This is a genomic window from Microcoleus vaginatus FACHB-2002, assembly GCF_040004035.1.
Classification (GTDB): Bacteria; Cyanobacteriota; Cyanobacteriia; order Cyanobacteriales; family Microcoleaceae; genus Microcoleus; species Microcoleus vaginatus_C.
This window is the reverse complement of the sequence record NZ_JAMPLN010000026.1, coordinates 55,302-71,966: the sequence shown is the minus strand read 5'-3', so window position 1 is coordinate 71,966 and position 16,665 is coordinate 55,302. Positions and strand designations below refer to the sequence as shown.

The 16,665-nt window shown below is 45.6% G+C and carries 10 protein-coding genes; 3 read left to right on the top strand and 7 right to left on the bottom strand.

Annotated elements, in window-relative coordinates; all coding sequences use genetic code 11:
- Positions 1 to 377: 377 nt before the first annotated feature.
- The 7 genes from NDI35_RS20985 to NDI35_RS20955 form a co-directional block, all read right to left on the bottom strand.
- Positions 378 to 1,658, bottom strand: coding sequence for a glycosyltransferase family 4 protein (locus tag NDI35_RS20985; RefSeq protein WP_333073645.1), 1,281 nt, complete (start codon positions 1,656 to 1,658; stop codon positions 378 to 380).
- A 102-nt stretch (positions 1,659 to 1,760) separates the two neighbouring features.
- Entirely contained in the window at positions 1,761 to 2,489 is a 729-nt protein-coding gene (locus NDI35_RS20980) for a class I SAM-dependent methyltransferase (protein WP_445314419.1), read from the bottom strand.
- 138 nt (positions 2,490 to 2,627) lie between these two features.
- Positions 2,628 to 7,982 carry a glycosyltransferase gene (locus tag NDI35_RS20975; protein WP_445314418.1) on the bottom strand — a complete coding sequence of 1,785 codons (5,355 nt, stop codon included), beginning with the start codon at positions 7,980 to 7,982 and terminating at the stop codon, positions 2,628 to 2,630.
- A 42-nt stretch (positions 7,983 to 8,024) separates the two neighbouring features.
- Complete coding sequence (locus NDI35_RS20970; RefSeq protein ID WP_445314417.1) at positions 8,025 to 9,545, bottom strand: methyltransferase; 1,521 nt, start codon at positions 9,543 to 9,545, stop codon at positions 8,025 to 8,027.
- A gap of 18 nt (positions 9,546 to 9,563) precedes the next feature.
- Entirely contained in the window at positions 9,564 to 10,976 is a 1,413-nt protein-coding gene (locus NDI35_RS20965; protein ID WP_445314416.1) for an ABC transporter ATP-binding protein, read from the bottom strand.
- A 141-nt stretch (positions 10,977 to 11,117) separates the two neighbouring features.
- The gene (locus NDI35_RS20960) at positions 11,118 to 11,969 is read right to left on the bottom strand and encodes an ABC transporter permease (protein ID WP_445314435.1); all 852 of its coding nucleotides are present in this window, start codon (positions 11,967 to 11,969) and stop codon (positions 11,118 to 11,120) included.
- Between the two features lie 181 nt (positions 11,970 to 12,150).
- A complete protein-coding gene (locus NDI35_RS20955; protein WP_445314415.1) occupies positions 12,151 to 12,690 on the bottom strand; it encodes a sll1618 family protein in 540 nt (179 codons plus the stop codon).
- Positions 12,691 to 12,761: 71 nt separating this feature from the next.
- Here NDI35_RS20955 and ruvB point away from each other — a divergent pair, with 71 nt between their 5' ends.
- From ruvB to recN, 3 genes are all read left to right on the top strand, one after another.
- The gene (gene ruvB, locus NDI35_RS20950; RefSeq protein ID WP_445314414.1) at positions 12,762 to 13,859 is read left to right on the top strand and encodes a Holliday junction branch migration DNA helicase RuvB; all 1,098 of its coding nucleotides are present in this window, start codon (positions 12,762 to 12,764) and stop codon (positions 13,857 to 13,859) included.
- A gap of 3 nt (positions 13,860 to 13,862) precedes the next feature.
- Positions 13,863 to 14,429: a Uma2 family endonuclease gene (locus NDI35_RS20945; RefSeq protein ID WP_445314413.1), complete on the top strand. Its 567-nt coding sequence runs from the start codon at positions 13,863 to 13,865 to the stop codon at positions 14,427 to 14,429.
- Between the two features lie 148 nt (positions 14,430 to 14,577).
- On the top strand, positions 14,578 to 16,332 hold the full coding sequence (recN, locus tag NDI35_RS20940; RefSeq protein WP_445314412.1) for a DNA repair protein RecN: 1,755 nt from the start codon (positions 14,578 to 14,580) through the stop codon (positions 16,330 to 16,332).
- The last annotated feature ends 333 nt before the right edge of the window (positions 16,333 to 16,665 follow it).

Here is a 16,665-nt window from a genome sequence, read left to right as displayed (position 1 = left end):
AAAGTAAGAGACGGATAGAAGCCTGCGGGAGCATCTCACTTTTGCAGCCAAGCTAGAAATTGGAGTTTTGAGGCAGGAGAAAGAAGGAGAAGAAGTATTTTTACCAATATGAGATGCTCCCTTGCTATTGCTGATTGGGGCTGATTCACATTTAGGACACATTTAGGGGAGTTCATACTTCCATTATGCAACGCCCGAAAATACATGGGACGGGCGGGACGCCCATCCCACAAAAAAATCAAAAATAAGCCGGACGGGCGGGACGCCCATCCCACAAAAAAAATCAAAAATAAGCCGGACGGGCGGGACGCCCATCCCACAAAAAAATCAAAATCATCCCGCTATTATGCAGCGCGTAGTCTTGACTAACTTTATTACTAAATTCTCACTGCAAAAGATGCTGCTAATTCCCGTTCTGGTTCCATACCAACTGTAGGCGGCATGGAACGATTTGCTACTTGCTCGATCAGTTGTAGATGTTGCGGCAGCATTTTAGCTAAACTGTAGCGTTCTAGGGCGGTTTGACGGGCTTTGATGCGAATTTCTGCCATGCGGGTAGGATGGTCTAAAACTTCATCAATGCGATCGGCTACTTGTTTCGGTGAGAAGTAATCGACTAGCAAACCGTTTTCTCCGTCGCGGATAACTTCTCTGACTGGCCCTGTGTCGGAACCGATTACTAAACATCCGGTTGATAGAGATTCAATCATCGACCAAGATAGCACAAAAGGTCTGGTCAAATAAACGTGTACGTCGGATGCTTGAATTACTTTTAAATACAGTCCGTAAGGTAGGGGGCCGACAAAGTGAACTCGCGACAAATCGAGCGGCACTTTTTTGAGCATATAGTCTTTGTAAGACTCGCCGTTGGGTAAAGAACGACCGTAACAAACTCTTTCTGAACCAACGATTACGACGTGACAGTTGGGGCGGCGTTCTTGTACATAGGCGATCGACTCAATGAATTCGGGAAAACCCCGGTAAGGTTCCATTCCCCGCGATACGTAGGTGACAATTTCATCAACGCCAGACAAGTCTAAGTTAGGCAAAACCAGTTTAGCACCGGGGTCTGGTTTGAAGTAATCGGTATCTACGCCGTCGTGGAGTGTGGATAATTTTTGTTGTAATTCTGGCGGGAATTGCGATCGCTGCCAATAAGTGGGCGACAAACCCCAATCGCAAGAATATAAATCGATCAAAATCGGCGCATTTTTTATCCTAATTCTGGCCATATCGTCAACTGTTAAAGGTTCCGCTGGGTCGAAATCTGCGTCGGAACCAATAGCATGATAAAACCACTCGAAATAGCACAAAAGTGGCGTATTTGGAAAAGCTTCTTTGACAAACAATGTCGGCCCCCAACCGGAATGTCCGCAGATAATATCGGGTACGAAACCGTCTGCTTTGAGTTGTTCTGCCATTCTAAATACGGCTTGTCCGTAGATGACGGCACTTTCTAAAGGGCGGACGTATTGGTGAGTCTGCGCGTGGGGTTCCCGGCTGGGGGTAAATGCTGCTTTGCGAACGCCGGGAATGTTCCACTCTGGGCGCTCGTTTTTAGTGCCGAAAACAATTTGATTTTTCGGATCTGCGCCTAAAGCCGTGATAATGTGGCGGTATTGGGCGGGGAAGTTGGGATGGAGAAATAATGCTTTCATTGTCAGTTGTCTGTTGACTGTTGACTGTTGACTGTTGACTGTTGACTGTTGACTGTTGACTGTTGGAATAAAATATTTTGATTCTGCTAAAAAGCTTTGGTTTTATTCATTGGGGGTTGGTGCTTTGCAGATCCAGACGCAATCTCGCGGTACTGAAGATGTATTTTTCAGGATGATTTGATAGTTTAAATGGTTGAGAAATTTTTCCATAATTGTATCAGTCATAACTGAAAATGCTGTGCCGTCTCTGTGCCCTAGCAAGTTTTTGTCCCACTCGCTGGCGAATTTTTGCCACCCTAATTCGCTAAAAATATTTGTGTGGTGAAACACGCAAATTCGATCGCCCCGCAGCAGTTTGGGAATTCGAGTCAGATAGTTGAATATATCTACCGGCTCTACGTGTACCATTGTATCGTAACAAAAGCAGACATCGGCTGAACCTGGAGCGATGCCGTCTAATGTTAAACCGTCGAGTTTGACGTAAGAAACGCGATCGTCTCCCAAGCGCGATCGCGCCGCTTGCAGCATTTGACTGGAAATGTCGGCACAAATTAGTCGATCGCAATATTTCAGCAGCAGCGAACCGGTTTTTCCCCCGCCGATACCAATTTCTAAAACCGTATGTTCTTTTTTGATGTACGGTGCAATAAATTGCTGTTCTATCAGCGCTTCGTATTCGGCTAAGGAGTTAGCGGCACCGGCAGCTTTACCTATCCATTCGTCGCCAATATGGGCAAGTTCGGCATTAGTTTTTTGCCACTGTTGGGCGTAACTGTCCCAGGCCCTTTCATAATCTACTCTTGGGCGATCGGTCATTTTTTCATCGTTCATTTTTGATTATTTTATAGTATTGATGGCTCAATTTTCAATATGTTCCGCAATTATTGGCAAATTATATTAAATCCTGCCAAAAGTCTACGAGGTGAGTTACTGCCCTTCACTGGGGCGGAGGCTGGCACTGTAAGATGACTAATGACGGCTGAAATATGCTTCGCAGAAAATCTCTCCATAAGCTTGAGTCATTTCCTCAAAAGTATTAAGTGAATCCAAGACATATTTAGCGTTTTCAGCTAACTCCTGCCGCAAAAATTTATCCTCCAGTAAACTAATCAAAGCTGCAACTAATTCGTCCGGGCGATCTGGCGTATAAAACAAACCATTAATTCCAGGTCGCACTTGTTCTTTAATTCCAAAAACAGGCGTTGTAATAATTGGCAAGTCGCAAGCCATTGCCTCCAAAATCACTCTTGGAAAACTTTCAACGCGAGAAGTGCAAACAAAAATATCAGCCGATTTGTAATATTTTCCCGTCTCCCCAGTTTCCGGAACTACTGTCACCCTTTGCCGCAACTCTTCTGGCAATTCCCCCACCAAATCGGCTAATTTATTGCTGTAAATACTCGGGCGATCGCCCACAATAAAACACCTAATTTTATTGTGCCATTTGTCAGGTAAAAGTGAAAGCGCTTTAACTAAATCCTGCTGTCCTTTGCGTTCGCATACCGTTCCCAGCAGCAAAATTACCACATCTTCCGCTGCAACACCTAAACTTTTTCTAGCCAATTCAGAATTCTCCGAATTTTCCAGTTTGCTCAAATCTAAGCCGTTGTGAATCACTGTAAAATTGTGGTGACTGTTGAGAGGCAAATACCTGTCCCGCGTGGCATCTGCCACAAAAATAACTTTGTAAGGAAAGCGAAAACACTCTAAAGCTCTCGCCGCAATCTCCGAACCAAACCTGTTAAAATAAGTTTGCCAATGTTCACTTTCGTGCACGTTCCACACCACAGGAATTCCGATTTGGTGCGCGGCATCAACTACAAAAAAGTTTTCTAAAGTATTGGCATAAATTGCATCTACTTTTAAACTTGCAATTTCTGTGCTAAAACTGCGGATGGCTTCATCATAAGCATCGCGCTGATAGATGTGTTCGAGAGGATTGTCGCGCACAATTACTTCAATTCCCTGCTGTTCGTAAGCTTGACGCAGGGGCCCGTCTGTTGTGCAAAGTACGATCGGCTTAACCACACCCTCAGCCGCCAATTTCACGGCAATTTCGTACTGATGCAGCGGCGCACCAGTGAAATCCAGCGAATTGCTGCACATCAAAACTTTGACACGATTAACAAAACCATTGGCTGCTTCCAACCAACCAGAATCACTAAATTTGCGTTCTTCCTTCTCGGTTACATCCGTTACATCCGTTACATCCGTTACAAAATCCGTTGCCGAACCTTCTTCCTTCATAAAAACCCGTCGAGGTTGAATATGAAAATACTCATCTTCTAAAGACAAGTGAGGACTGTAAAAACTGTCCTTTTTCCCCGCATACTTGCGTCTAAAAGCCGCCACTTCTTGAGGATTGTCGGTAAAACCCCTAGAAGTTCCCTCTTTGTGCAACAACTCCGCATCAGGACAATATACGCACCGATAACCCCGTTCTAACAGTCGGTATCCGTAATCTGCATCATTGTAAGCAACAGCAAAATTTTCCTCATCAAAACCGCCCACTTCTAAGAACAATTGACGCGGAGTAATCATGCAAGCCGCTGTTACCGCAGAGTAATTTCGCGTTACCATCGCTTGAGAAAGATAGCCTCGATTTTCGCTGTTCATCAGCTTAAAAGCGTGACCAGCCAAACCGTGATGCAGCCCGTGAATTACGCCCGCGTGCTGAATTCTGCCATCTGGATATAACAGCCGCGCGCCGACTGCACCCACGCCCGCGATTTGAGCGTATCCCACCATTTGACTCAGCCAGCGCGGGTTAATTACTTCAGTATCGTTGTTCAAAAACAACACATATTCGCTGTCCACTTGTTCCGCAGCGCGGTTGTTAATGGCTGCAAAACTAAACTTGCCCCCAGGATTTTTTATCCGCAAAACTTGGCAACTTAATTCCTTTAAGTATTCCAGAGTTTTCGGGTCGTCGCTTTCGTTGTCGATGACGGCAACTTGATAATTTTTGTAGGTTGTAGTTTCTAGAGAATCCAGACAGGCTTTCAGTAATTTTAGCTGATTTTTAGTAGGAATAATTACCGTTACTGATGGGCCATTATCCGGGAAATCCTGGGCAAATATGCCCAGATTTTCTTTGATCGCCCATGCGTGCTGAGCAACATTGCCGTTAATTTTGCGGCGGTTTAGTGCGTCTTGAATGGCTTTTTGACCGGCGGAAAAACTGGCGGGTTTTGCCGCCCCAGATATGGCTGTAGAACCGGGTGCGGTTCGCCAGTGATACAGCACTAGCGGCAGGTGCGCGACGTGGCGAGAAATTTCGGTTGCTCTCAAGGCAAAATCGTAATCTTGCGAGCCTTCAAAACCTATCCGCAAACCGCCTATTTCTTCAAAAATGTGTCTTCTCACGGCGCACAAATGACCGAGATACATATAGGAAAGCAGCAGTTCCGGCGACCATTGCGGTTTGAATTGCGGGGCGAATCTGCGACCTTTAGTGTCGATTTTGTCGTCGTCGGAATAGAGAAAATCGGTGGCTGGATGTGAGGCAAAATATAAGGCGACTTCGCCTAATGCGTCGGGAGTGAGTTCGTCGTCGTTGTCTAAAAATAGGATGATGTCGCCTGTTGCGAGGGCGGCGGCGCTGTTGGTTGCTGCGCTGATGTTGCCGTTTTCTGTGCGAAATGTGATGCGGATACGATCGTCCTTTTGACCCCAGTTTTTCAATTTTTCAGCAATAGTAAGTTCCGTGCTGCAATCATCGGCAATGCAGAGTTCCCAGTTTGGATAAACTTGATTAATTACGCTGTCGATCGCACTTTCGAGAAAATCTATCTGCGGGTTGTAAACTGGCATTACTACCGAAATTTTTGGCAGGGGTTCCCGGCACGATTTTAACCGAGAAATCAAGTAATCGCGCGCGCGACCGTTCCACTGATTCACCTCCAGCCATGCGTCATATCTATCAATGGGTTGAGGCACCACAAAACCCGCAGGTGGCAGCAAATCTCCCGGCGCAGTAAACTGTTTTTGCTGCTGATAAATCTTCCCCAACTGGCGAATCACCTTCACAATTTCCCAAGGCATCGGCACAATTCTGCCGAGACGCTGTTTTCTTTCCCTCGCCCGCTGCTGAATTGCGGCTGTAAACCTTGATAACTCCTCAAACTTATCTGCACTTCGTTGCCAGATATGGTAGCGCCGCACAGTCAATTTTTTAGGCGCTTGAAAAGATAAAATTTCCCCGCTTTCTAACTCAGCTTGCAGAGAAACGTGCCATTCGCCAGGAGGCAAATCGACAAGGGCCTCGAAACCGCTTTCCGAACTGTTAACCCAGTCGGGAAACACTTCGCCGACATCTTTTCGCCGTAAACCGTAGGCGCATTCTACAGAAGTATCGCCGCACAACAAGCTTAATTTAGCAATTTTGCGATCGTGGTGGCAGCACCAACCTGCAAACAAAATTTGACCCTGACGCTGTTCCCACACCACCGGTACATCTAACGATGCTTGAATCGTTGAAACTAACAACGGATAAGCTGCCAACAAATGCCATTTACCTCGCTCATCTTGCGCTTCCAGTAGCACTTCGTGTCGTCCGGCAGGCGCTTCCAATTGAATTGTAAAACCTGATTTCTTCGCAGCCGGAATATGAGAGTGGGCTAGCGCTATATCACTTCTATCTATGCCGTAAACGCCTGCGAAACTCTGGTCTTTAATTCTGGCGCGGACTGCTGTAGTCTCTGTTTTTTGGTGAAAAACCCAGCCGACAATTAGCAGGTTGGAATCACAAACTTGCCAAGTAGTGGGTTGATCTAACGAAAAAATAAATTTAGGGAACAAGTCGCGGATTTTGCGCTGAATTTCCCACAGCTTTTCTCTCACTTGCCACCATATTGAAGACTTGATGATAGCAAGTTCTGCCCGAAAATTTTCATTTTCCTGGCGGGAGTGTTCTAATTTTTCCTGGGTATCCTTTAATCTTTCCTGATTTTGACTTTGTGCTTTTTCTAACTGAATTAACTCAGCTAACTTTTGCTGCAATATAAATTCAGTCTCTTCAAATTGTACCTGAGTTTGCCCTAATTCTGTTTCTAATTCTAATACTTTTGCTAAAGCTGTTTGAAATTGGGATTCTTTGCCTGCAAGCTGTACCTGAGTTTGTCCTAATTCTGTTTCTAATCCGAGGAGTTTCGCTAAAGCTTCTTGAAATTGCGATTCTTTGCCTGCAAGCTGTACCTGAGTTTGCCCTAATTCTGCTTCTAATTTTAAGACTTTTGTTAAAGCTTCTTGAAATTGCGATTCTTTGCCTGCAAGCTGTACCTGAGTTTGTCCTAATTCTGTTTCTAATCCGAGGAGTTTTGCTAAAGCTTCTTGAAAATTTGATTCTTTGCCTGCAAGCTGTACTTGAGTTACTCCTAATTCTGTCTCTAATCCCAACACTTTCGCCTGGGCCTGGTGAAATTGTTCTTGCCACTGTTTGAGTTCGGAAGAGCTAGTTTTTTGCTGTTTTTCCAGCAAGCGGATTTTTAGCCAATCTTCAAATGGCCAGACTGGAGATGCTGGGAAATGAATAACTTGCTCGATCGCACCTTTCGACTCGCTGCTGAGATTGCCAGCTTGGGTTTCCAAAAGTTCATATAGTTCTAATGCTTCGGGAAAATATTTTTCTATTAAACTCGGTCTGTGACTTTTGACAATATCGTTGACTAATAAAGATTCTTCAAAATTGTCGCCCGGTATGGCACCTAAGTTAACATTAAATTTTTCGTTGACTCGATCGAGGAAAAGTTCAGGAGTGTTGCCGATGGGGTAAACATTGGCTAGGAGACAGCGATCGGGGAAACGTTCGTAAAGTTCTAAAACTTTTTGATTGTAGTGAATCCACATTTTTACTGCCATTTTGGGATTTTGCAGCAAGCTGACATCGGTTCCCCGGCGGTAAAGGGAATCGACTACTTCCCAGGGCGATCGATAAACACAGATAAAATTAGCTTCGGGGAGCAAAGTCAGCCAAAAATCCCAAAAAAGGGCTGTTCGGGGGTCTTTCCAACCCCAATGTTTGTGAGGAAGTTGATTTTGGTCGATCGCCCTTTTGGCGATTTCCACGTATTCCGCTGCTACCGGAATCGTTTTTTCAAACGTACATCCGAGTTCATCAATACCGTGCGATCGCAAAACACTTTTGTGAAATTCCACAAAATCAACATTCTCGAAATGACCTTTCACATTTCCGTCGGCCGGACCCACTAACTTTTTACCAATATCAACCCCGACTTTCTGAAACAAAGAAGCTGTTAAAGACGTGCCGGAACGGTGCATTCCGGTAACAATAAAAACCGATGGTTTGCTGTCATTTGTACTCACAATTTATCTCCCTCGCCCTAACTCCCACACCAAATTTATTCGCTACTCTCCTGCTAAGCCCAAGGAGCGCCTGACTTGAAACCACGCGCTTCTGATCTTCCAGAACTTGCTGCTTTCCATTGCTAAAACTCGACACTTCGCTTGCTCTAGTTCTTGCTTAAGATTAATTAACTGATTTTCTGTTTTCTCCAACTGCATTTGCACAGATACTAACTGATTTTGAGTTTGCTCCAATTGCGTTTGAGCTGAAACTAATTTAGTTTGAGCTTCTTGCAAACTTGTTTGAGATTCTTCCAACTTTGTTTCAGTAATCATTAACTTACTTTGATTTTGCTCCGATTCTATCCTAGCCGACTCTAACTGAGTCTCGAGTAATTTGAGTTTTGTCTGAGTAGAACCCAACAAAGACTGCGATTGTCTTTGGTTAACCAGCGATTTAACAGTGCAAGTTTCCAGAATCCATTCCCAACCATAGTTATTGATTGCTTTGACTATTAACACATCCTGCAGCCCTACAGTGTTTTTGGGTAAATAACAGCTCCAACCCGACTGCAAAGCCCCATTAGTTTCAAAATATCCCGCTACATCTGGGCGATCGTAAAAAGGCTCGCACCTCTGTACAACCTCGCCGTTTACCAGCACTTGCAGCTCCTCAATTCGACCGTTGGGATTCACATCAGCTACCCATCCTTCTAGATACAAATTCTCCTTATTAGTAAAAGCAGCAACATCAATATATCCTTCCGGGTGATGATTGAATTTCAACTCCGAAAAATCTCTAACTAGCTCATTTGTGACAACATACAAATCCTGAAATCTGCAGATGCCTTTTTTGATGCGGTGAACAAAAGCTTTGCCTCCGCTAACTCGCGCGACACATTCTCTCACAAACTTTTCAGTTACATAAGTTGTGCCGTATTCCTCCTTATCTAAAGACTGGCTTTCGCTTTGAGGACTAAACAAAATACCATTAGCAGGCATTTCTATATTGGCTAGGCGCAAACACTCATCGTGAACGCTGAACATCAAAATGCCGTTAGGAGTCAACAAATCGTACAAATTTTGTAACCAACTTGTAAAAGTCCTTTCCGGCATATGGCTGAAAAAAGAATTAGCCAGAATGCAGTCAAACTTGCGGTCAATTAAATAATTTTCTGGTTTTCCAGTTGAGACAATACCGTTGACGCCCAAGTATTCAGTTTGAAACTTAACCGCGTTAGCATAAATATCAGAAACCCAAATTCGTTCCGGCGGTATTTCCTGAATCAAAAACCTGGTAAATCTACCGTAACCGCAGGCAAAATCTAGAAAAGAGGGTACTTTTTCAAAACTGCCAAAATGCCATTCCACAACTTGTTTAACTGTATCCAAGATGCGACGCCCGATTGAATAATATCGCACCAAAGCCCGATCGCGATCGTCTTTGACGTTGTTCAAGCTGAACAAATACATTTCATCGTCTTCGCAGATATTCAGTTTAAAAATTTCCGGAAACTTAGCTTGATCTTGAATAAATGCTGTGATTACGGGATTTTCGACTAAATCTAAATTGATATCGCTCATTGTTTTTTTTACAGAATTTTAGATAACCTCTGTTGACTGCTCTTTCACTAGAGAATCAGCATTAACAACAGTTAAACACGGTTCGATTAGCAAGTCAACGATGCCGTTACCGCAAGACTCCGTACAAGACTGAACTCTAAACATCGCCACATCAACACAGCGATCCAGATAAGTTAAATCTCCATCTACCGTTCCCACAACCCCAGCATTCAGAAAATAAACACCGGGATTCAGCAAACATTTAAAATGAAACTTCACTACAATTGTCGTTCCTGCTTCCACATACCTCACTGACTGAGTAGAAGCCTTCAAAGAAGCACCCGCCAACTCAAAACCGCTAATTGTTTTAATCAACATTCCAAACCTAACTTTGGAAGTTGACCGGGAGAAAGTGACAGAGTAAGTATAAATATAATCTTGACGACCGATCAAGTGATTTACCACATTTCCCTTCAGCGTCTCGATGTGGGGGTTGATAATTTCCGCTCCGCGAGACGGATACCTTACCGTATTCGACGGTATCATCCCCGGATCGTAAAATTCATCGTAATATTCCTGGGGTTTGGAGAGATGTTGCTCCGGTTTAACTTCCCTCTTTGTGCTTTCTAAATTAGCATCCTGAAGGTGGTCTGGACTTTCCTGTTTTGTGAGTTGGTTCAGAGCTCGAATATCTGACTTCAACCCCAAAACCTGATCCGGATCGGCATAAATCAGCTTTTGATACTTAGAAATTACCACCTTCGGCGTGTGAGCGAGCAGCAATTCACCGCTATCCATTAAAATCGCCGACGTACAAAGTTGCACCACAGAAGTAGCAGCGTGAGAAACAAATAAAATTGTTCCGCCACCTTCCTGAATGCTTTGTAAGCGGGCAAAACACTTGCGTTGAAAAGCTTCGTCGCCCACCGAAAGAGCTTCGTCAACCACCAAAATATCTGGCTCGACGCTCGTCGCAACGGCAAAAGCTAGCCTGACAAACATACCGCTAGAATAAGTCTTGACTGGCTGTTCGATGAAATCCCCAATATCAGCAAAAGCAGCTATATCGTCAAACTTTTCTTCAGTTTGTTTTTGATTGAATCCCAGTAACTGAGCGTTAAAAAACACATTTTGCCGCCCGGTAAATTCCGGGTTAAACCCGCTTCCGAGTTCCAACAAAGCGGAGACTCGCCCTTTAACCTCCACGCTTCCTGCGGTAGGCGTTAGCGTCCCCACAATTATTTGCAGGAGAGTGCTTTTCCCCGAACCGTTGCGACCGACGATTCCCAGAGTTTGTCCTTGAGGAATTTCCAGATTGATGTCGTGTAGGGCCCAAAATTCGTCAGCAAGTTTTTTGCTGGGGTAAATAATTTCCTTTAAGCGGTCTCCTGGATGATCGTACCGCTTAAAGCATTTGGAAACATTTTTTAGTGAAATTACATTTTCTGTCATTGGCGGCAGTCAATCGATTTTAGATTTTAGATTTTAGATTTTAGATTGACTTGAAATCTCAAACATATTTACAGCACAATCGATTTTAGATTTTAGATTTTAGATTTTAGATTTTAGATTGACTGTAGATATCACACAAATTTACAGCACGTCAGCAAAAGCGGGACGCAAACGCCGGTAAACCGCCAAACCTCCACAAAATATAACAGCAGAAATCAGCGTGGCGACACCCCATTCGCCCCAATGCTTCACTTCTCCAAGCAGTATGAGGTCTCGATAAACCTCCGAGATGGCGGCCATTGGATTTAGCCAAAATACCCACCCTCGCCACTCTTGGGGGATGATTGATGCTGGGTAGACGATCGGCGTCAAATAAAACCAAAAATTTAGAATAACACCTAATGTCTGAGGAATGTCTCGCAAAAATACAGTCAAGCCCGCTGTCAAATATCCCAAACCAGCAGTTATCAGCAACTGAGGCACCCATACCAGTGGCAGCAAGCATAAAGTAGCGTTGAGCTTTTGCGACGACACTGCTACTATCACAATCAAAGCTGCTAAACCCAGAGAACTTTCAAGAAAAGCTGTAAAAATCGGCACTAGGGGCAGCAAACCGAGAGGAAATACCACTTTTTTTACTAGATTCGGCTGCCCCACCACCGATACTCCCGACTTGATCAAACCGCTGGTGAAGGCAGTCCAAGGCAGCAAACCTGCAAACAACCAGACTCCAAATGTAATGTCGCTGTTTTCTGGGAAGCCTGCAAGGCTGAGCTTTACCTTGAGGACGATCGAAAATACGTATGTGTAAATCACCAATTGCGATAGCTGATTCAGCAGTGGCCACAAATTGCCCAGAATCGAGCCTTTGTATTGAGCTTCCAAGTCCCGGCGCACCAATGTTGCCAGCAGATTCAGCTTCGCCCACCGCCGGGGCGTACTTGCCTGCCGCCGCCGGCCCAGCCTTCTGGCCTTTTGGGCAACTCCTTTCACCGTTCTCAGCAATTTTTTCGCCCTCGTTCACTACCTTCACACCTAAATCAACTCAAGCTACAATGGTGCAGCTTTTGTTAAACCGCAATTATTCCACAGCCCCGCCGCTTTGATCAAGCATCTGCCACCCTAGCTTCGGCTTCTTCCTTCTTTCTTCTTTCCCCTTCCTTCGGAGGTTATTTTAGCCGATCGCCGATCGAACTGCCGAACCGATCGCTAGTTTTTGCTCGTCGTCGTAGCCCCACCGCTGGAAAAATTTTTGATACTCGCCGTTGGCACTCTGCAAACTTTCTAGCATTTGCGACGCTATAGTTTGACAGGCTGGCATTTGCAGCATTTGAATTAAATTGCGCGATCGCTCCTGCACTCTAGCAGAATCGGCCGCCATTTCCTCCTTTTGCTGGCGCGAATGATGTACAACCATTGCCGCCGACATCGCCAAATTTTTCACCAGCAGTTCTGCTACGATCTCAGGAGCCGATCGCAGCGCCTCGACTACTCCGGGTGACGGGTGATCTGCCTCCTGTCCATCGTCCGTTAGATAGGTGACAAAAAAACCCCTAGCACCGTTCTGTGTTTTCACCAGAGATGTAACAGCTTGCTGGATGTCGGCTTGTAAAAGTCGATCGGCCTCAATGAACGACAGTAAAGATTGAGTCAGCTCGATCGCCCCCTCAAAAGTTATGCTTTCCGATGCTAACAAAGAAGATGGAATACTCATAACGAACTCAATAATTTTAAAGATTCTGCTAACAAGTGTAAACAATTCCCGCTGCCCGAACGCAGATAAATATGGCTATTATATCCTCCAAACAACAGCCCCCCGACCCAAATCTACCTGAAGACATAGCCCCGGCCCGTCGCAAAAAAGCCGCCAAACCCCCGGCGGAATCTTTGCTAGAATCGCAAGAACTACCCGACGAAATCAACAGCAAACAAGACGACAAAATTCGACCCCAACGGCTAGCTGAATACATCGGGCAAAAAGACTTGAGAGAAGTTTTGGCGATCGCAATTGCAGCAGCTAAATCTCGCGGCGAACCTATGGATCACCTGTTACTCTACGGGCCTCCAGGGTTAGGAAAAACCACAATGTCGCTAATTCTAGCAGCAGAAATGGAAGTTGAATGCAAAATCACCACCGCCCCAGCTTTAGAAAAACCGCGAGATATTGTCGGATTGCTGATCAACCTCAAAGCAGGCGACGTGCTGTTTATAGATGAAATTCACCGTTTATCTAAAGTTACAGAAGAAATCCTCTATCCGGCGATGGAAGACTGTCGGTTAGATATTACGATCGGTCAAGGCAAAAGCGCCAAAATCCGCAGCATTCCCCTGAAACCATTTACCTTAGTAGGAGCAACCACAAAAGTCGGGTCGCTGACATCTCCATTGCGCGATCGCTTCGGCTTAATCCAAAGATTGCGCTACTACGAAATAGACGAACTTAGTCTAATTGTCCAAAGAAGTGCCCAAGTTCTCGACACTCAAATCACCCCAGAAGGAGCCACAGAAATTGCCCGCCGTGCTCGCGGAACCCCCCGGATCGCTAACCGCTTGCTGCGACGAGTTAGAGACTACAGCGAAGTCAAAAATTTAAAGCCAATTGATGCCGAAGTTGCCTCACTAGCCATGGAATTGTTTAACGTCGATCCGCTAGGTTTAGATTGGACTGATCGGCGGATTTTGACAGCAATGATTGAGAACTTTAACGGCGGCCCAGTGGGCTTAGAAACCCTCGCAGCTTCTACAGGAGAAGACACTCAAACCATTGAGGATGTATACGAACCTTATTTAATGCAAATTGGATTTTTGCAGCGAACCAATCGCGGGAGAATAGTAACGGTTGCTGCTAGAAAACACTTGGGCTTACTCAATGAAAAGGAGTAAAAAATGGTACAGATACAACCAACAAAAATACTAACTTTGTCAGAGTTTCTAAAACTGCCAGAAACAGAACCAGCTAGCGAATATATCAACGGTCAAATTATCCAAAAGCCTATGCCACAAGGCAAACATAGCCGGATTCAATGTGAATTAGTCCCAGCCATCAATGTCGCAGTTAAAACTCAGAAAATTGGCTTAGCTTTTCCTGAATTACGGTGTACTTTTGGCGGCAGATCAATCGTGCCCGATGTCACAGTATTTACTTGGGAAAGAATACCAGTTGAGGAAAATGGGGATGTTGCTAATGTATTTGAAACTTACCCAGATTGGACAATTGAAATTATGTCTCCAGGCCAGAGTCAAACTAAAGTAACTGGGAATATTTTACACTGTCTGAAAAACGGCACTAAAATGGGTTGGCTGATCGATCCGATGGTGCGATCGATATTAATTTATCCCCCTGGAAAGCAACCAGAAATTTTAGCAAAACCCGAAGAATTGTTGCCAGTTCCAGATTGGGCAGCAGAATTGCGGCTGACGGTAGGAGATTTGTTTGGGTGGTTGAAACCATAGCAGAACTCAGTTGACAGTTGACAGTTGACAGTTGACAGTTGACAGTTGTTATTGGGTATCAATAATTTTCCAGGCTCTCCCTCCAATTAGCAATTAGCAATTACCAATTACCAATTAACAATTAACAATTAACAATTCCCCATTCCTCATGTTGCTATACCTCCGAATAGAAAACTTTGCCTTAATTGACTGCCTAGATCTAGAATTTGGCCCGAGTTTGAACGTATTTACAGGGGAAACCGGCGCTGGTAAATCGATTATCCTAGATGCGATCGATGCAGTTTTGGGCGGGAAAGTCGATCGCCGATCGATTCGCACCGGAGCAGCGCGGGCAATATTGGAAGCTACCTTTGAATTGGACAAAGCCGCAGCTTTGTGGCTGGGCGAGCAAGAAATCGAACCCATAGACGGAAATTTAGCCGTTTGCAGCCGGGAAATTAACGCATCAAGCGGTGCTCTACGCACCAGATCCCGCTTGAACGGAATTCTCGTCAACCGCCAGTTAATGGACCAACTGCGCGATCGGCTGGTCGAAATTACCGCCCAAGGCCAAACCGTCCACCTCGGACAAGAAACCCTCCAGCGAGAATGGCTCGATTTATACGGCGGCAAAAAGCTCGCTGAAGCGCGATCGATCATCGCCTCCGCGTGGCTGGGAGCCAACAACGCCAAAACAGCCCTCAAACGCAGGCGTCAGTCGGAACAGCAGCGACTGCAAAGACTTGATTTGTTAGAATACCAAGTCCGAGAACTCGGCGAAGCCCACATCGAAGACGCCGACGAACTTGAACAGCTAGAACACGAATCAATCCGGCTGGGCCACGTCGTCGAATTGCAGCAGCAGAGTTACCAAGTCCACCAAGCCCTGTACCAAAACGAGGGCGACAGCGCCTCAGCCGCCGACTTGTTGAGCAAAGCCGAAGTAATTTTAAGCGACATGGCGGTTTACGATGTGCAGTTGCAACCAATCTTAGAAATGGTCAGCGATGCTTTAGCTCAAGCCACAGAAGCCAGCCGGCAAATTAGCAGCTACGGCGAACAATTAGAAGCAGATCCCGAAAGACTCGAAGAAGTAGAAGATCGGATTCGCGAACTCAAACAAATTTGTCGCAAATACGGGCCGCTCAAAGAAGCGATCGCCTACTACCAAAGCATTCAAAACGAACTAAATGAACTTTTAGAAGGAGGCGAGTCAATGGAAGCCTTAGAACTCGCATATCAGAACGCTTTAGAGCAATTAAAAGACGCTTGCAGCCACCTGACCACTCTGCGGCGCGAAGCCGCCCTCAAACTAGAAACGCACCTCGTAGGAGAACTTAAGCCGTTAGCAATGGAAAAAGTGCAATTTCAAGTCGAGATGTCGCCTTGTACCCCAACCGCGACCGGTGCCGACCAAATCGCCTTTTGTTTCAGCCCCAACCCGGGCGAACCCCTGCAACCTCTGGGCGCGATCGCCTCCGGGGGAGAAATGAGCCGCTTTCTACTCGCCATCAAAGCCTGTTTTTCCCAAATAGAAAGTGCTGGTACGCTGATTTTTGACGAAATCGACGCTGGAGTCTCCGGGAGAGTCGCCGGGGCGATCGCCAAAAAACTCTACCAACTTTCCGACAAACACCAAGTTCTCTGCGTCACCCACCAGCCGCTGATCGCCGCGATGGCTGATTTTCATTTTCGCGTCAACAAACAGACGATCGAAGCAGAACCAAGTATCGGCGAACCTGCAGCCGACTCAGAACCAGTCGAACGCACAGTAGTCAGAGTTGCCGCCCTCAACAGTGAGCAGCGGCGGGAAGAACTGGCCCAACTCGCCAGTGGCCGCTCAGCAACAGAAGCAATCGCCTTCGCCGAATCCCTGCTTGTCGAAGCCGCCGGATTGCGCCAAACTCAGTCTGCCCAACCCTAATCACACCCTCAAGCCGATTGGGGGGTTAAAAGGCGGAGTTTTTTCCGAGTCGGAGGTTACACTAAAAATATCAACCGCAAATTTTACAAAAAAAAGCTCAAAGCCCTGTGAATTTAGTGGGATGAATGCTAAGAGCAGCAAAATAGAGAGAAATTCTAGTTAAAAACCACAATTGTGTAGAGAAGGGCACACATCACTAGCAACTGGTAGTGTCACAATTGCGGCTAGTCCCACAAGGCCACCCCTCTTTCAGCAGTCCTCCCGCCAGTACGCATTCATGTTCGTGCGGGCGATCGGCTCAAAGATCGGCAGAACTTACTTAAACCAGGCACG